Genomic DNA, 15,151 nt, shown 5'->3' with positions numbered 1-15,151 from the left:
ACCTGCGCGCCGGGCGAGGGATGGTGAGGGGTGCGGCACGGGGACTCCTCGGCAGGGATGTCCAGGGACAGGACATCCAGGGACTTCTGAGATGCGGAAAACTAATTCCGCGCCACTATTGCCGAGCACACGTTTCCGCCGATGAGTTCCGTGTAACAGCCGCGAAAACCCTGGTGTCGTCGTGTTACGTCCGTACCCCGCCGGGGCTCAGGCGGCCAGATGCACCTTGTCCCCCATCACCACCACCGGGTGCTGCTCGGGGGCGAGGTTCCTCAGCAGATACTCCATACCGGACTTGGGCAGGCTCACACAGGCCGACGTACCGCTGCCGTGGTCCATGTGCAGCCAGATGCTCCCGCCCTTGCGCTGCCCCTCGGGCCGGGTCGGGTCGAGGGGCGAGGTGCCCTTGACGCGGTTGTAGTCGATGGCGATGACGTAGTTGAAGTCCGTCCAGTGCGACTTGGGCCAGGAGTGCGGAGCGGCGAAGGCGGACGTTTCGCTGTACGGCAACCGGGCGCCGGGGTCCGGGAGCACTCCGCCCGCGTCGCTGAGCGTGTAGACACCGACCGGGCTGCGCTTGTCCCCCTCGTGATGACCCGTCGTCCAGCCGCGCTTGCCGTTGTGACCGGCCCAACTACGGGTGCGCTTCCAGTCCTTGCCGTCCTTGGTGTAGAGCACCACGGTCGCGTCGGCGGAGTTCACTCCTTTGCCGTAGACCGCGACAACCTGCCGCGAATTTCCGGGGATTTTGCCCTGGAGGGCGTTACCCACCTCGGGGATGCGGGTGGGGTCCGACTCGGGCGCCTTGCTGCGCATCGCCTGCTTTCCCCGGCCGCCGCCCTTGTCGCCACCGCTGTCCCCGCCTCCGCCGCAGGCGGTGAGCAGGGCAAGGGCCGCGGCGGCCGCGGCCGCCGTACGCATGGACATCGTGCCGGAAATTCGCATGTGTCCCATCGTCCCACTCCGGCGTGGGCCCGGCGCGCGCGGGATTGGCGCGTTCCGTCCCCCTGTGGGAAAACCAGTTGAAATTCGCACCCGTGAAGCGCCAACCTTTCACGTCTCTTTGCTTCCCCGCCGCCGCCCTAGCTCTGGAACGTCATGCGCATTCGCGATCTTCCGTATTCCGACCCCGGTGTGCCCGACGTACGGTCAGGTACCCGGTTCCTCGTCTGGCTGGGCCGCAACCAGCTGGGCGGGCAGATCAAGGCCACCCTGTGGGGTCTGCTGCACATGGCCGCCCTGGTGTGCTTCCCCGTCGCGATCGGCTTCGGCGTGCAGGCGGTCGTGGACCGCTCCGGTTCGCGGCTCGCCCTGGCCGGGGCGCTCATGGTGGGGCTCACCGTGCTCACCGCGCTCGGTGACGCCATGCTGCACCGGGCGGCGGTCACCAACTGGATCACGGCGGCGGCCCGGGTGCAGCAGTTGCTGGCCCGTAAGACGGTCGAGCTGGGTTCGGCGCTGACCCGGCGGGTGGCGGCGGGCGAAGTCGTCGCCGTGTCCACGGGCGACGTCGAAAAAATTGGATGGTTCGTGGAGGCACTGTCCCGCTTCACCGCGGCCGCCCTCACGACCGTCGGGGTGTGCGTGGCGCTGGTGATCTACCAGCCCGCGCTGGGCATGGTGGTGGCGCTCGGCGTACCGGCGCTGGCGCTGGCGGTGCTGCCGCTGCTGCCACGGGCCGCGCGCCGGGCCGATGAGCAGCGGGAGAAGGCGGGCCGGGCGACCGAACTGGCGTCGGACACCGTGGCCGGGCTGCGCGTGCTGCGCGGGATCGGCGGCGAGGACCTGTTCCTGAGCCGCTACCGGCGGGTCTCCCAGGAAGTGCGGGCGGCGGCGGTGCGCAGCGCACGCATGTGGTCGCTGATCGCGGCGGTGCAGGTCGCGCTGCCGGGAATGCTGCTGATCGGGGTCGTCTGGTACGGGGCGGTGCTGGCCGGGAACGGGCGGATCACGGTGGGTGAGCTGGTCACCATCTACAGCGCTGTGACGTTTCTGCTGTTTCCTCTGCGGCACGTGGAGGAGATCGCCATGGCCTACTCCTTCTCCCGGCCCTCGGCGCGGCGCGCGGCCCGGGTACTGGCGCTGCGGCGCCCCTCGGCCGAGATCGAGGACGCCCGGGAGGCCGGGGCCGACGCCGGGTCCGCCACCGGGTCCGGCGGGCAGCGGCCGACCGGTGATCTGTACGACCCGGCCACCGGGATGCTGGCGCCGAGCGGGCAGCTGACCGCGGTGGTGTGCGGTGATCCGGACGCGGCCGGGCGGATGGCGGACCGGCTCGGCGGCCACCCCGCCGACGACGGTGCGGAACCCGGGGACGGTGGCGACACGCCCTCGGCGCTGCTGGGCGGGGTGGCGCTGGACGAGGTGGCGCTGGCCACCGCGCGTACCGCGGTGCTCGTCCAGGACAAGGACCCGGTGCTGCTGTCGGGAACGCTCACCGAGCTGCTGGATGTGCCGCGGTCGGGCGCGGTGCCGCCGCGGGAGGCGCTGGAGGCGGCGCAGTGCGGTGATGTGCTGGAGGCGCTGAAGCAGGCCTCGGTGGCCGACTCGGGCGACGGGGACCCGATGGGCGCCCGGATCACCGAACGCGGCCGCTCGCTCTCGGGCGGCCAGCGGCAGCGGCTGGCACTGGCCCGCTCGCTGGTGACCGACCCGGAGGTACTGGTGCTGGACGAACCGACGTCCGCCGTGGACTCGCACACCGAGGCACGCATCGGGGAGGGGCTGAAACGGCTCCGGGCGGACCGGACCACGGTCGTGTTCACCTCCAGCCCGCTGCTGCTGGACCAGGCCGACCGGGTGGTGTTCGTGCACGACGGCGTGGCCGCGGGGGTGGGAAGCCACCGCGAGCTGCTGGGCACCGATCCGGAGTATCGCGCGGTGGTCACCCGGGAGCCGGACGGCGGCCGGGAGCGGGACGACGGCCGCGTCGGGCTCACGGAGCTGGAACGGATCGGGGAAAAGGTCGAGGAACAGATCGAGGAGTCGGCATGATCGGCGTGGCACCACCCGTCTACGACCCGGCCGCACCGGAGTCGGCGACGACACTGCCGGTCGGCACGGCCACCACCGTGCGGAGCTATGTACGTGAGCTGCTGCGGCGGCACCGGAAGGCCTTCACCGTCCTGATGGCGGTGAACGCCACCGCCGTGCTCGCCTCGATGGTCGGCCCCCAGCTGCTGGGCGGGGTGGTCGAGGACCTGTCGCAGGGCAAGGACGATCTCCCTGTCGAGCGCACCGTGGCGCTGTTCGCGGTGGCGCTCGTGGTGCAGACCGTGTTCGTGCGGATGGTGCGGCTGCGCGGTGCGGTGCTGGGCGAGCAGATGCTGGCCGATCTGCGCGAGGACTTCCTCGTACGGTCGGTGGGGCTGCCGCCGGGCGTGCTGGAGCGGGCCGGGACCGGTGATCTGCTGTCCCGGATCACCACCGACATCGACCGACTGGCGAACGCGATGCGCGAGGCGGTTCCGCAGCTCGCCATCGGTGTGGTCTGGACGGGTCTGCTGCTGGGCGCGCTGACCCTGACCGCTCCCCCGCTGGGGCTCGCGGTGCTGGTGGCGCTCCCGGTGCTGGTGATCGGCTGCCGCTGGTACTTCAAGCGGGCGCCGAGCGCCTATCGCTCGGAGGCGGCCGGGTACGCGGCGGTGGCCGCGTCGCTGACCGAGAGCGTGGACGCCGGGCGGACCATCGAGGCCCACCGGCTGGGCGACCGGCGCATCGCCCAGTCCGAGCTGCGGATCAAAGAATGGACCAGTTGGGAGCGGTACACGCTCTATCTGCGCTCGGTGCTCTTCCCCGTGATCAATGTGAGCTACACGCTGATCACCGGCTCGGTGCTGATGATCGGCGGCGTCTGTGTGATGAAGGGCTGGATGTCGGTCGGCGAGCTGACGACGGGGGCGCTGCTCTCGCAGATGCTGGTCGAGCCGATCGGTCTGATCCTGCGCTGGTACGACGAGCTGCAGGTCGCCCAGGTGTCTCTGGCCCGGCTGGTGGGGGTGCGGGAGATCGAGCCGGGCCCGGCCGATGCCGGGGTGGTGCCCGTCGGCCGTGAGATGCGGGCGGACGAGGTGCGGTTCGGCTACCGGGAGGGCAGCGATGTGCTGCACGAGGTGTCCATGACGGTGCCGCCGGGGACCCGGCTGGCGCTGGTGGGCCCCTCCGGTGCGGGCAAGTCCACGCTCGGGCGGCTGCTGGCCGGGATCTACGGCCCGCGGACCGGCCGGGTGACCCTGGGCGACGCGGAGCTGGCGCGGATGCCCGCCGAGCAGGTACGCACCCATGTCGCCCTGGTCAACCAGGAGCACCATGTGTTCGTGGGCTCGCTGCGCGACAATCTGCTGCTGGCCCGGACCGCCGCGGAGGATGCCGAGCTGTGGGCGGCGCTCGCCGCGGTGGACGCGGACGGCTGGGCGCGGGCGCTGAAGGAGGGCCTGGAGACGGAGGTCGGCTCGGGCGGGCTGGCGCTGACCCCGGCGCAGGCGCAGCAGATCGCGCTGGCCCGGCTGGTGCTCGCCGATCCGCACACCCTCGTGCTGGACGAGGCCACCTCGCTGCTGGACCCGCGGGCGGCCCGCCACCTGGAACGGTCGCTGGGCCAGGTGCTGAAGGGCCGGACGGTGGTCGCCATCGCGCACCGGCTGCACACCGCCCATGACGCGGATGTGATCGCCGTGGTCGAGGCGGGCCGGATCAGCGAGCTGGGCAGCCACGACGAGCTGGTGGCGGCCGACGGCGCCTACGCGGCGCTGTGGCGCTCCTGGCACCAGTGACACCCCGAGGCGCCCGCGCCCCGGCGGTCCCGGCACCGGCTTCGCCCGGACCGGGACCGCTGTGGGCCGGGGGCTCAGCCGAAGGAGCCCAGATGAAGGGGTGAAGGGGCTCAGATGAAGCCGAGGGCGCCCAGCCCGCCGAGACCGCCGAGCACCATGAAGACGGGCATGAGCACCTTCAGCTCGACCCAGCTGCCCGCCCGGAAGCGCATGGCCTCCGGCGGACCGAGCGCGTACCAGCGCTTGCGGCCGATCGGTATGGGCCACAGGATCGGGCAGCCGGAGACGGTGAGCGCGTCGCCGATGTCGTGAACGAGGGCGCCGAGGATGATCGGCAGACCCAGCCACAGGTATTCCTGGCCGGGCGCGGTGAACAGCCAGTCCGCGCCGTTGCCCGGCTTGTTCAGGATGTCGGCGAGTATCCAGGCGCTGGTGGCGCCGAGCAGCCACACCAGGACGTCGCTGGAGACCCGCGCCGCCCGCCACAACAGCCCCTCGACCGCCAGCACCATATGGACGAAGAGGATGCCGAGCACCGCCCAGCGGCCGCCGACCAGGGCGAGCGCCGACGATCCGGCGCCTATGAGGACGGCCCAGACCCAGGTGTGGGTCAGGGTGCGGTGGCCGCCCGAGCGACGGGGGTCGCCCGGCTTCCGGGTCGACTTGTAGACCGCGTAGGACAGCTTGTCGATCACTTCGCACAGCACCCGGGAGACCGGCCCGAAGGCGCGGGATATCGTCGCCGCCTTGTGGTCGAGGTCGGGGGCGAGTGCCGCTCCGGCGCAGATCAGCGCGCCTACGGCAAGCACCGGCCAGGGCATCTCGTGGCCGGCCGCGGCTGCGGCGGCGCCCACCCCCAGCCAGGCAGCCGCTCCGGACAGCGAATGCGCCGGTCCCATCATGGTCGTACCCCGCCCCTGTTCTTGCCCGCTTCGGTGCGGGAGTTGGTTGCATCAGCTCACCACACCCTAGCGACGGACGATCTTCGTCCGCACAGCCGGTTCCCGTCCCGCCGGGGAAACCAGGCAGTATGGGTCTGTGACTCTTATCGATCAGCTGCCGAGCGAAGCCGACCCCGACACTCTTTTCGAGAGGTTCTCGACCTGGGTCGAGGAGCGGGGCATCTCGCTCTATCCCGCCCAGGAGGAAGCGCTGATCGAAGTGGTGTCCGGGGCGAACGTCATTCTGTCGACGCCCACCGGATCGGGAAAGAGCCTGGTGGCCGCGGGCGCCCACTTCGCCGCGCTGGCCCGGGACGAGGTCACCTTCTACACCGCGCCGATCAAGGCCCTGGTCTCGGAGAAATTCTTCGAGCTGTGCAAGATGTTCGGCACCGAGAACGTCGGAATGCTCACCGGGGACGCCTCGGTCAACTCGGACGCGCCCATCATCTGCTGTACGGCCGAGGTACTGGCGTCCATCGCGCTGCGGGACGGCAAGAACGCCGATATCGGCCAGGTGGTGATGGACGAGTTCCACTTCTATGCGGAGCCGGACCGGGGCTGGGCGTGGCAGATCCCGCTGCTGGAGCTGCCGCAGGCGCAGTTCGTCCTGATGTCGGCGACGCTCGGCGATGTGAAGCGGTTCGAGGAGGATCTGAACCGGCGCACCGGGCGGTCCACCACGGTCGTGCGGTCGGCGACCCGGCCGGTGCCGCTGAGCTACGAATACCGCACGACGCCGCTCACCGAGACGCTCACGGAGCTGCTGGAGACCCGGCAAGCCCCCGTCTACATCGTCCACTTCACCCAGGCCACGGCGGTCGAACGGGCGCAGGCGCTGATGAGCATCAACATGTGCACGCGCGCGGAGAAGGACGAGATCGCCTCCCTGATCGGCAATTTCCGCTTCACCACCAAGTTCGGCCGGAACTTGTCCCGTTATGTCCGGCACGGTATCGGGGTGCATCACGCGGGGATGCTGCCGAAGTACCGGCGGCTGGTGGAGAAGCTGGCCCAGGCCGGACTGCTGAAGGTCATCTGCGGTACGGACACGCTCGGGGTCGGCGTCAACGTACCGATCCGGACCGTGCTGTTCACCGCGCTGACGAAGTACGACGGGCAGCGGGTGCGGACGCTGCGGGCGCGCGAGTTCCACCAGATCGCGGGCCGGGCCGGGCGGGCCGGGTTCGACACCGCCGGGTTCGTGGTGGCGCAGGCACCCGAGCATGTCGTCGAGAACGAGAAGGCGCTCGCGAAGGCGGGGGACGATCCCAAGAAGCGCCGCAAGGTGGTCCGCAAGAAGGCCCCGGAGGGCTTCGTCAACTGGGGCCAGAACACCTTCGAGAAGCTGATCGCGTCCGACCCCGAGCCGCTGACCTCCCGGTTCCGGGTCACCCACACGATGCTGCTGTCGGTCATCGCGCGGCCCGGCAACGCGTTCCGCGCGATGCGCCTCCTCCTCGAGGACAACCACGAACCGCGCAAGAACCAGCTGCGGCACATCCGCCGGACGATCGCGATCTACCGCTCGCTGCTGGACGGCGGGATCGTCGAGCAGCTGGAGACTCCCGACGCGGAGGGGCGGCACATCCGGCTGACGGTGGACCTGCAGCAGGACTTCGCGCTCAACCAGCCGCTGTCCACGTTCGCGCTCGCCGCGTTCGAACTGCTGGACCCCGAATCCCCCTCCTACGCCCTGGACATGGTCTCGGTGGTGGAATCGACGCTCGACGATCCGCGGCAGATCCTGGCGGCCCAGCAGAACAAGGCGCGGGGCGAGGCGGTCGCCGCGATGAAGGCGGACGGGGTCGAGTACGAGGACCGCATGGAGCGGCTCCAGGACATCACCTACCCCAAGCCGCTGGAAGAGCTGCTCTTCCACGCCTACGGGCTGTACCGCAAGAGCCACCCGTGGGTCGGCGACCACCCGCTGTCGCCCAAGTCGGTGATCCGCGACATGTACGAGCGGGCGATGACCTTCACCGAGTTCACGTCGCTCTACGACCTGGCACGGACCGAGGGCATCGTGCTGCGCTACCTGGCCAGTGCCTACAAGGCGCTGGACCACACCGTGCCGGACGACCTGAAGTCGGACGACTTCGAGGACATCATCGCCTGGCTCGGCGAGATGGTGCGGCAGGTCGACTCCAGCCTCCTGGACGAGTGGGAACAGCTCGCCAATCCGGAGGTGGAGTCCGCGGAGCAGGCGCAGGAGCGTGCCGACCAGGTCCGGCCGGTCACCGCGAACGCCCGCGCCTTCCGCGTGCTGGTGCGCAACGCGATGTTCCGCCGGGTCGAGCTGGCCGCGCTCGACAAGGTGGCGGAGCTGGGCGAGATGGACGCCGAGTCCGGCTGGAACGAGGACGCCTGGGCGGACGCGCTGGACGCGTACTTCGAGGAGTACGACGAGCTGGGCACCGGTCCGCAGGCCCGCGGCCCGAAGCTGCTGCGGATCGAGGAGCAGCCCGAGCACGGGCTGTGGCGGGTGCGGCAGACCTTCGACGATCCGAACGGCGACCACGACTGGGGCATTTCGGCCGAGGTCGACCTGGCCGCCTCCGACGAGGAGGGCCGGGCCGTGGTCCGGGTCACCGACGTGGGCCAGCTGTAGCGTCCAGGCCGCCGTCAGGTTCCCGAACCACCGCAGCGAAGGAGCACCCCCGATGACCAACCCCGCCGAACGCCTGGTCGATCTGCTCGACCTGGAGCGGATCGAGGTGGACATCTTCCGTGGGCTGAGCCCCGACGAATCGCTGCAGAGGGTGTTCGGCGGGCAGGTGGCGGGGCAGGCGCTGGTGGCCGCCGGGCGCACCACCGACGGGGACCGCCCGGTGCACTCGCTGCACGCGTACTTCCTGCGCCCGGGCCGCCCGGGTGTGCCCATCGTGTACCAGGTGGAGCGCATCCGGGACGGACGCTCCTTCACCACCCGCCGGGTCGTCGCCGTCCAGCAGGGTCGGACGATCTTCAATCTGACAGCCTCCTTCCACCGTCCGGAGCCGGGCATCGAACAGCAGCTGCCGATGCCCGAGGTACCTGAGCCGGAGAGCCTGCCGAAGCTCTCCGATGAGATCCGCGAGCACTTGGGGGCCCTGCCCGAGTCGCTCGCGCGGATGGAGCGCCGCCAGCCCTTCGATATCCGGTACGTCGAGCGGCTGCGGTGGACCGATAAGGAACTGAGGGAAGCGGAACCGCGCAGCGCGGTGTGGATGCGCGCGGTCGGACCGCTCGGGGACGACCCGCTCGTGCACACCTGCGCGCTCACCTACGCGAGCGACATGATGCTGCTGGACGCGGTGCGGGTACCCGTCGAACCGCTGTGGGGTCCGCGGGGCTTCGACATGGCCTCGCTGGACCACGCCATGTGGTTCCACCGGCCCTTCCGTACCGATGAGTGGTTCCTCTACGACCAGGAGTCGCCCGTGGCGACCGGCGGCCGCGGCCTGGCACGCGGCCGGATCTACGACCGCGCGGGCCGCCTGCTGGTGTCCGTCGTCCAGGAAGGGCTCTTCCGCCCGCTGACTCCGGCGCCGGAAGCCGCTGAGGGCCACTGACCCACGGCCGAGCCTCCGGGCGGCGCACCAGCCGTGGGGTCAGCGCTTGCCGACCAGCCTGCGCCACAGGCCGCGCGGCCGCCCCGCGGACCGGCCCGGGGGCCGGGTGCGGCAGGCGGGGAGCGGTGCCACCGCGGCGTCCGGCCGCGGTGCGGGGCGGACCCGGCGCGCCGCCCGCACGGCGTCGGCGAGCGCCACGCGATACCGCAGGATCTCCTGGGAACCCCTCGCCGTCTGCACCCTGTCGATCACCTTGCGCGCCGATGCCGCGGCGGGGCGCACCGGGACGAGCGCGGGGCGAAGCTCCCGCACGTGATCCCGGTCGTGCGGATCGCCGACGGCCACCGCCAGTTCGTCGGGGCCCAGCACCGCGGCCAGCACCCCGGCGCGCTTCCAGGGGTCCCGGGTCCGGGAGAGCAGCTGTTCGACCCGCCGGGTCCGCCACCTCTCGGCCCTCGCGTCTTCTCCGGCGGCCAGCGACGCGCTCAGCCCCGGTGGGGTGCGGCCGGTCAGCAGGCCTGGCTCACGGACGGCGAACTCCTCCAGATCGGTGGCCAGATAGAGCCACACCACGAGCCGATACCGGTTGACATAGAACCGGGCCGGGGCGAAGAAGCCACCGCGCGCCAGGCGGGTGAACCGCCCCGGGCTGATGCCCAGCAGCTCGGCCCCCTCCGCCGTGCCGACCACCCGCAGCCGGGCGCGCAGCACCTCCGGGAATCCCTCGGCGCCCGTCAGCCGCGCCAGCTCCTCCCGCGCCACCCGCCGCCCGGTGGGGGTGGCGATGGTATGCACCTCCCCCAGCTGCTCGGCCAGCTCGAACTCGCGCGGCATGAGACCCAGCATCCGGGCCGCGGTGCGGAACGCGACGCCCGTCGGCTGCCCGGGTCCCGCCGGGCCCGACGGCTTCCGGCGCTCCCGCGCGTCCTGCGTCGGCCGCGCCTCCTGCTCCACATGTACCACTGCCATGACGAGTCCTCCCCCGCGATCCATCAATCACTGACAGTGACGACGATAGCGGTGTGGCACGACGCTCCGTCAGGCCTGTGGAAAACCTCCTGTGGATAACTTCTCGGTCCTCCGACACCCGGTCCCCCGTCCCGGTCCCGACGTCCCGGTCTCCCCGCCGTCAGCTCGGGGCGCCGCTCTCCTGCCTGGCCTCGACTCCCAGGTGCTCCCCCACCCGGTTCACCAGCAGCGTCATCTCGTAGGCGACCTGCCCGACATCGGCGTCCGGGCCGCTGAGGACGCAGAGACAGCTGCCGTCACCCGCGGCCGTCACGAAGAGGACCCCCTCCTCGAACTCGACCATGGTCTGCCGCACCCGGCCCGTCCTGAAGTGGTTGCCGGACCCCTTGGCGAGGCTGTGCAGCCCGGAGGCGACCGCCGCCAGGTGCTCGGCGTCCTGACGTTCGAGCGTCGCGCTCGCCCCCGTCACCAGCCCGTCGTTCGACAGCACCAGCACATGTCGCACCTGCGCGATCCGCTGGGTCAGGTCGTCCAGTAACCAGTCGAGCCCCTTGCTGAGTGCCATTGGCGTTCCTCCCCGATTCCCCTTCAGCTGCGTGCCAGCCTTTCTCACTGCCGCCGTCTGGGCAACCCGCCCTACCCGTCTCTCCGGCCGTTCTGCGCTGCTTGACGCAAGATGGGGACATGGCACAGAACATGTCGAGGGATCAGTGGCAGAAGTTCCTCTCCGAGGGCACCCGCACCGGCAAACTGGCGACCGTACGAGCTGATGGAAGCCCGCATCTCGCGCCCATCTGGTTCCTGCTCGACGGGGACGACCTGGTCCTCAACACCGGGCAGGACACGGTCAAGGGACGCAACCTGGCCCGGGACCCCCGGGTCAGCCTCTGCGTGGACGACGACCGGCCCCCGTTCTCCTTCGTCACGGTGCGGGGCCGGGCCGAACTCAGCGATGACCTGGGGGAGGTACGTGAGTGGGCCACCCGGATCGCCGCCCGCTACGTGGGCGATGACCTCGCCGAACAATTCGGGGCACGCAACGGCGTCCCCGGCGAGCTGCTGGTACGGGTCCATATCGAAAAGGTCATCGCCCTGGCCGGTATCGCCGACTAGCCGAAGAGTTACCCGAGTGGACCGCGTGAGCCGATTCGGCCGAAATCGATCGCTCACGGTCGCATCACGGCCTTTACCAAGTCTGCCTCTCCGACGTCCCGCTCGATCACCCGCGTGGTCGGCCGAGGGCGCGCAGATGCTCGCCGACCCGCTCCACGAGCCGGGTCGTCTCGGCGGCGGCCATGGCCGGGTCGGCGCCCACGGCGCTCAGTACGGCCAGGCAGGCACCGGCTCCCGCCGCCGCGACGAAGAGGGTGCCGCTCTCGGTCTCGACCATCGTCCGGCGCACCGGGGCGGGCCGCCCACGGCGCACCGCGCTTCTGGCCAGGCCGTGGAAGCCGGAGGCGACCTCGGCCAGGTGTCTGGCGTCCCGGCGGGAGAGTCCACGGGACGCGCTCAGGGTGGTGCCGTCCTGCGAGAGCAGCACGGCATGGCGGACACCGGCGGCGCGGGCCGGTCCATCGTCCAGCATCCGGTCGAGGAGGCCCGGATCGATCAGACTCCGGTCGAGACCGATCGCAGAGCGGACGGCGGCTGCGCGACGCTTGATCATGACGGTCTCCCTCGGTCGGCACGCGCCGCGAGCGGGCGGCGCGCTCGGGGTCCCTCGTGGGCCAGGGACGCTAGACCGCAAGGGGGCGCATTGGGGGGCGCATTACGAACCTGCTGGAATTTGACAGAGACAGATTCCCGAACGACCGATCGATGCCCGAATCTGTTCTTAAGACTGCGAACTATGTGCTCTTGAGACTGCGAACCGAGGAGCCCGTCATGCGCCATCAGCGCGCCCACGGAGACAGCGCGGCCGACGTGAGGGACTTCTTCACTCCCCGGGCGGCCGACTGGGACAGCCGCTTCCCCGACGACGGCCCGGCCTATGCCGCAGCCGTCGCCGAGCTGGGCCCGCGCACCGGCGACGCGGTGCTCGACGCGGGCTGCGGCACGGGCCGCGCCCTGCCCGCGCTGCGTGCCGCGGTCGGCCCCGGAGGTACCGTCCTGGGCTTCGACCTCACGCCCGCGATGCTGGAGGCGGCCGTACGCGCCGGTCGGGACCGGGACGGGGCACTCGCCCTCGCGGACGTCGCCCGGCTGCCGCTGCGCGACGGCTGTCTCGACGCGGTCTTCGCCGCCGGGCTGATCTCGCACCTCACCGACCCCGCGGACGCCTTGCGCGAGCTGGCCCGGGTGGTGCGCCCCGGCGGGTCGTTCGCGCTGTTCCACCCGGTGGGCCGCGCCGCGCTCGCCGCCCGCCACGGCCGGGAGCTCACCCCCGAGGACCTGCGGGCCGAGCCCAACCTGCGTCCGCTGCTGGCCCGTTGTGGCTGGCGGCTGGACGCGTACACGGACGAGGACACCCGCTTCCTGGCCCTCGCGGTCCGTCGGGACTGAGCGGTCCTCAGGACTGGGCCGCCCGGTCCTGCCCATGGCCCGGAGCCGCTATCGCCGCCGCGAACGCCGACGGATCGTCGAACATCAAGTTGTGCCCCGCGCCGGGAACCGCCGTCACCGCCACTCCGGCGGCCACCAGCTCATCGCGGCCGGTGAGGCCGCGCCCTGCCCGCCGACGAGGTAGGTGCGCGGGATGTCCAGGCCGAGCACCATCCGGCGCATGGTCGGCTCCGTACCGCGCACCAGCCCGCGCACGAACGCGTCCTCCGTGTACGCGCTGATCGCGCTGCTGCCCGCAGTGCACGGCGGCGCCGGATCGAGGTTCGCCTCGGTGAGCACCAGACGGGAGACCAGGTCGGGACGGCGTACCGACAGCACGATGGCGACCGCCCCGGGGGCGCTCTTCGCGCACAATGCATCGCCACCGATGTATTACGTACCCGAGGTACCACGGAGTGCGCCACAATGCGGGGCATGCTCGAACTCGCCATCCTCGGTTTTCTCCATGACGCGCCGCTGCACGGATACGAGCTGCGCAAGCGCATCACCGCGCTGACCGGGCACGTCAAACCGGTGGCCGAGAGCACGCTCTACCCGGCGATCAAGCGCCTGGAGAAGGCGGGGCTGCTGGCCCGCGAGACCCGGCCGGGCGCGGGGGCCGCGCCCCGGCACGTCCTGACCCTGACGGCCGAGGGGCACGCCGAGCTGCGCCGCCGTCTCGCGAATCCGGCCGAGGGCGAGATCACTGACGAGAACCGGTGGTTCACCCTGCTGTCGTTTCTGCGGCATCTGGACGACCCGTCGGGGCAGGCGGCCGTCCTCGAACGCCGCCTGGCCTTTCTGCGCCGCCCCTCCAGCTTCTTCTACGAGGGCGACCGGCCGCTGCGCGCCGAAGAGGTGGAAGACCCGTTCCGGCGGGGCGTCCTCACCATCGCGCGCGCCACCAGTCAGGCCGAACTGTCCTGGCTGCGGCGCACCCTGGACTCGCTGCGAGACGCGGGCGAGGGCTGACGCGCGACCACGGCAGGACTCTCGACGCCATGACCACCGGCTGGTTAGGGTGCGCCGGACGAGAACCGCAAGAGGAGGCTGCCGTGTCCGCCACGGAGGAGTCGGGCGAGGACGCGCTGTATGTGCTGACCGCCGTGCTGTTGACGCCCGCACAGTTCCCGAGCGTGCTCGGCGACGACTACCCCGAGGTGTGCGCCGCGCTCGGGCTGGAGCCGTACGAGCCGGGCTACGGCCTGGTGCTGGGGCAGGACGGCAAGGGCGCCCGCTGGACGGTGGTCACCGACGATGTGTCGCTCGTCGCGATCGCCATCGCGACCTGGGACTGCGGCATGGAGTACGAGCTGTCGCTCGACGACCGGACCGTGCTCGCCTCCCTGCCCGGCTGGCCGCTCGCGGTCGCGGTGGCCGCTCCCGGCGTACCGGCACCACACGACCCCGCGCCCGACGCCCAGCCCGAGGGCACGGCCCGGCCGCCGCTCGCACCCCCGGACTCCGGGCAGTGGGGCCCGCCGCAGCGGCGGCTGGGCGCGGACGAGATCGCGCTGCAGTGGGCGGTCTGGCGCGAACAGGTGGACAGCGACGTGACGTTCGTAGCCGCGGGCGAGAAGCCGCACGGGGGCGTGCGGCGCGTTCTGGAGGAGGCGCGCGGCTACCTGGACACGCCCCCGCCGCTGGGCCGAATCCGCTCCGCGTTCGCCGCGGGTGACGCGCGGACGCTGCGGGCGGACGGACCGGGCTGGAGCATGGTGGCGCGGACCGATGACATCGCGTTCGTGCTACTGGACGACGCACCCGGCGAGGTGCTTCCGGTCGGCCGCGGCCCGGAACTGCCGGGGCTGCTGACGGCGCTGGACGAGCTGGCCGTACGACCGCACTGAGCGCGGGGGCAATCCGTGGGCCGGGCCGTCTGCGGACAGCCTCCCGGGCGACCTGACGGCCCGGAGACCGGCCGGGGTGGGGGTGCCGGGACGATCCGCGATCGGTATCGCGCGGTCACTCCCAGGCGCGTGTCGCCCCCGCTCCCCAACCCGGCCGGAGCCCACTCCCGAACCCGACCCCAGGCGCCAGTCCCGCACCCGGCCCCGGACGCCGGGCCGGACCGCCGGGGCCCGGACCGCCGGGGTCAGCGCCGCAGCTGCTTGCGGGAGGCCCCGCGCAGCCTGCGCCGCTGCGACGGGTCCAGCAGCAGATAGGCGGCGACCGGCACGCCGGCCATCACCAGCAGCGCGGCCCAGAAGGGCAGCAGCCACAGCAGGATCACACCGGCCGCCACCCCTCCGGCGGCGACCTTCGCGCGCGTGGACATCGCACCAGCCTCCTTAACCCGGCCCATAGCCGTATTCACTCCTCACAACGGACACCGGCGGCCGCCGGTTCCACATCCGCCCCGCCGTGTTGTACC

14 protein-coding genes and 1 pseudogene are annotated in these 15,151 nt (G+C 71.6%); 8 read left to right on the top strand and 7 right to left on the bottom strand.

Annotated features, from left to right (window positions below; translation table 11 throughout):
- Positions 1 to 207 precede the first annotated feature (207 nt).
- The gene (locus ABZ370_RS14005) at positions 208 to 945 is read right to left on the bottom strand and encodes a hypothetical protein (protein ID WP_358619972.1); all 738 of its coding nucleotides are present in this window, start codon (positions 943 to 945) and stop codon (positions 208 to 210) included.
- A gap of 153 nt (positions 946 to 1,098) precedes the next feature.
- Between ABZ370_RS14005 and ABZ370_RS14000 the strand changes: the two genes are divergently transcribed.
- Positions 1,099 to 2,994, top strand: coding sequence for an ABC transporter ATP-binding protein (locus ABZ370_RS14000; protein WP_358619971.1), 1,896 nt, complete (start codon positions 1,099 to 1,101; stop codon positions 2,992 to 2,994).
- Positions 2,991 to 4,772 carry an ABC transporter ATP-binding protein gene (locus ABZ370_RS13995; RefSeq protein WP_358619969.1) on the top strand — a complete coding sequence of 594 codons (1,782 nt, stop codon included), beginning with the start codon at positions 2,991 to 2,993 and terminating at the stop codon, positions 4,770 to 4,772. Before ABZ370_RS14000 ends, ABZ370_RS13995 begins: the two co-directional genes overlap by 4 nt.
- A gap of 110 nt (positions 4,773 to 4,882) precedes the next feature.
- On the opposite strand, the gene ABZ370_RS13990 is transcribed toward ABZ370_RS13995, so the two are convergent.
- Positions 4,883 to 5,674, bottom strand: a complete 792-nt coding sequence (locus tag ABZ370_RS13990; RefSeq protein WP_358619967.1) for a metal-dependent hydrolase — start codon at positions 5,672 to 5,674, stop codon at positions 4,883 to 4,885.
- A gap of 136 nt (positions 5,675 to 5,810) precedes the next feature.
- Here ABZ370_RS13990 and ABZ370_RS13985 point away from each other — a divergent pair, with 136 nt between their 5' ends.
- Positions 5,811 to 8,324, top strand: a complete 2,514-nt coding sequence (locus tag ABZ370_RS13985; RefSeq protein WP_358619966.1) for a DUF3516 domain-containing protein — start codon at positions 5,811 to 5,813, stop codon at positions 8,322 to 8,324.
- A 52-nt stretch (positions 8,325 to 8,376) separates the two neighbouring features.
- Positions 8,377 to 9,267, top strand: a complete 891-nt coding sequence (locus tag ABZ370_RS13980; protein WP_358619964.1) for an acyl-CoA thioesterase II — start codon at positions 8,377 to 8,379, stop codon at positions 9,265 to 9,267.
- A gap of 39 nt (positions 9,268 to 9,306) precedes the next feature.
- Here the strand turns inward: ABZ370_RS13980 and ABZ370_RS13975 are convergent, their stop codons facing one another.
- Positions 9,307 to 10,236 carry a DUF6397 family protein gene (locus ABZ370_RS13975; RefSeq protein ID WP_358619963.1) on the bottom strand — a complete coding sequence of 310 codons (930 nt, stop codon included), beginning with the start codon at positions 10,234 to 10,236 and terminating at the stop codon, positions 9,307 to 9,309.
- 160 nt (positions 10,237 to 10,396) lie between these two features.
- Entirely contained in the window at positions 10,397 to 10,801 is a 405-nt protein-coding gene (locus ABZ370_RS13970; RefSeq protein WP_358619961.1) for a roadblock/LC7 domain-containing protein, read from the bottom strand.
- 119 nt (positions 10,802 to 10,920) lie between these two features.
- On the opposite strand from ABZ370_RS13970, the gene ABZ370_RS13965 reads away from it, so the two are divergent.
- On the top strand, positions 10,921 to 11,349 hold the full coding sequence (locus ABZ370_RS13965; protein ID WP_358619959.1) for a PPOX class F420-dependent oxidoreductase: 429 nt from the start codon (positions 10,921 to 10,923) through the stop codon (positions 11,347 to 11,349).
- Positions 11,350 to 11,455: 106 nt separating this feature from the next.
- Here ABZ370_RS13965 and ABZ370_RS13960 read toward each other — a convergent pair whose 3' ends face one another.
- Positions 11,456 to 11,902: a roadblock/LC7 domain-containing protein gene (locus tag ABZ370_RS13960; RefSeq protein ID WP_358619958.1), complete on the bottom strand. Its 447-nt coding sequence runs from the start codon at positions 11,900 to 11,902 to the stop codon at positions 11,456 to 11,458.
- Positions 11,903 to 12,120: 218 nt separating this feature from the next.
- On the opposite strand from ABZ370_RS13960, the gene ABZ370_RS13955 reads away from it, so the two are divergent.
- Positions 12,121 to 12,738: a class I SAM-dependent methyltransferase gene (locus ABZ370_RS13955; protein WP_358619957.1), complete on the top strand. Its 618-nt coding sequence runs from the start codon at positions 12,121 to 12,123 to the stop codon at positions 12,736 to 12,738.
- 7 nt (positions 12,739 to 12,745) lie between these two features.
- Here the strand turns inward: ABZ370_RS13955 and ABZ370_RS13950 are convergent.
- Positions 12,746 to 13,131 (bottom strand): annotated as a pseudogene (locus ABZ370_RS13950) (alpha/beta hydrolase); the annotation flags it as partial.
- Positions 13,132 to 13,212: 81 nt separating this feature from the next.
- Here ABZ370_RS13950 and ABZ370_RS13945 point away from each other — a divergent pair.
- Complete coding sequence (locus tag ABZ370_RS13945) at positions 13,213 to 13,749, top strand: PadR family transcriptional regulator (protein WP_358619955.1); 537 nt, start codon at positions 13,213 to 13,215, stop codon at positions 13,747 to 13,749.
- Between the two features lie 83 nt (positions 13,750 to 13,832).
- Complete coding sequence (locus ABZ370_RS13940) at positions 13,833 to 14,627, top strand: hypothetical protein (protein ID WP_358619953.1); 795 nt, start codon at positions 13,833 to 13,835, stop codon at positions 14,625 to 14,627.
- 245 nt (positions 14,628 to 14,872) lie between these two features.
- On the opposite strand, the gene ABZ370_RS13935 is transcribed toward ABZ370_RS13940, so the two are convergent.
- Positions 14,873 to 15,055, bottom strand: coding sequence for a hypothetical protein (locus tag ABZ370_RS13935; RefSeq protein WP_358619952.1), 183 nt, complete (start codon positions 15,053 to 15,055; stop codon positions 14,873 to 14,875).
- Between the last annotated feature and the right edge of the window lie 96 nt (positions 15,056 to 15,151).

Origin of the sequence: Streptomyces sp. NPDC005962, assembly GCF_040629205.1 — a bacterium.
In the GTDB taxonomy this organism is placed as follows: Bacteria; Actinomycetota; Actinomycetes; order Streptomycetales; family Streptomycetaceae; genus Streptomyces.
Note: the sequence above shows the minus strand (reverse complement) of the source record. Positions and strands in the feature narration are given on the sequence as shown.

Excerpts from the sequence above, each read along its gene's own strand:
- ABZ370_RS14005 (WP_358619972.1), bottom strand. The coding sequence starts at position 945 with ATGCGAATTTCCGGCACGATGTCCATGCGTACGGCGGCCGCGGCCGCC.
- ABZ370_RS14000 (WP_358619971.1), top strand. The coding sequence starts at position 1,099 with ATGCGCATTCGCGATCTTCCGTATTCCGACCCCGGTGTGCCCGACGTA.
- ABZ370_RS13995 (WP_358619969.1), top strand. The coding sequence starts at position 2,991 with ATGATCGGCGTGGCACCACCCGTCTACGACCCGGCCGCACCGGAGTCG.
- ABZ370_RS13990 (WP_358619967.1), bottom strand. The coding sequence starts at position 5,674 with ATGATGGGACCGGCGCATTCGCTGTCCGGAGCGGCTGCCTGGCTGGGG.
- ABZ370_RS13980 (WP_358619964.1), top strand. The coding sequence starts at position 8,377 with ATGACCAACCCCGCCGAACGCCTGGTCGATCTGCTCGACCTGGAGCGG.
- ABZ370_RS13975 (WP_358619963.1), bottom strand. The coding sequence starts at position 10,236 with ATGGCAGTGGTACATGTGGAGCAGGAGGCGCGGCCGACGCAGGACGCG.
- ABZ370_RS13970 (WP_358619961.1), bottom strand. The coding sequence starts at position 10,801 with ATGGCACTCAGCAAGGGGCTCGACTGGTTACTGGACGACCTGACCCAG.
- ABZ370_RS13965 (WP_358619959.1), top strand. The coding sequence starts at position 10,921 with ATGGCACAGAACATGTCGAGGGATCAGTGGCAGAAGTTCCTCTCCGAG.
- ABZ370_RS13960 (WP_358619958.1), bottom strand. The coding sequence starts at position 11,902 with ATGATCAAGCGTCGCGCAGCCGCCGTCCGCTCTGCGATCGGTCTCGAC.
- ABZ370_RS13955 (WP_358619957.1), top strand. The coding sequence starts at position 12,121 with ATGCGCCATCAGCGCGCCCACGGAGACAGCGCGGCCGACGTGAGGGAC.
- ABZ370_RS13945 (WP_358619955.1), top strand. The coding sequence starts at position 13,213 with ATGCTCGAACTCGCCATCCTCGGTTTTCTCCATGACGCGCCGCTGCAC.
- ABZ370_RS13935 (WP_358619952.1), bottom strand. The coding sequence starts at position 15,055 with ATGTCCACGCGCGCGAAGGTCGCCGCCGGAGGGGTGGCGGCCGGTGTG.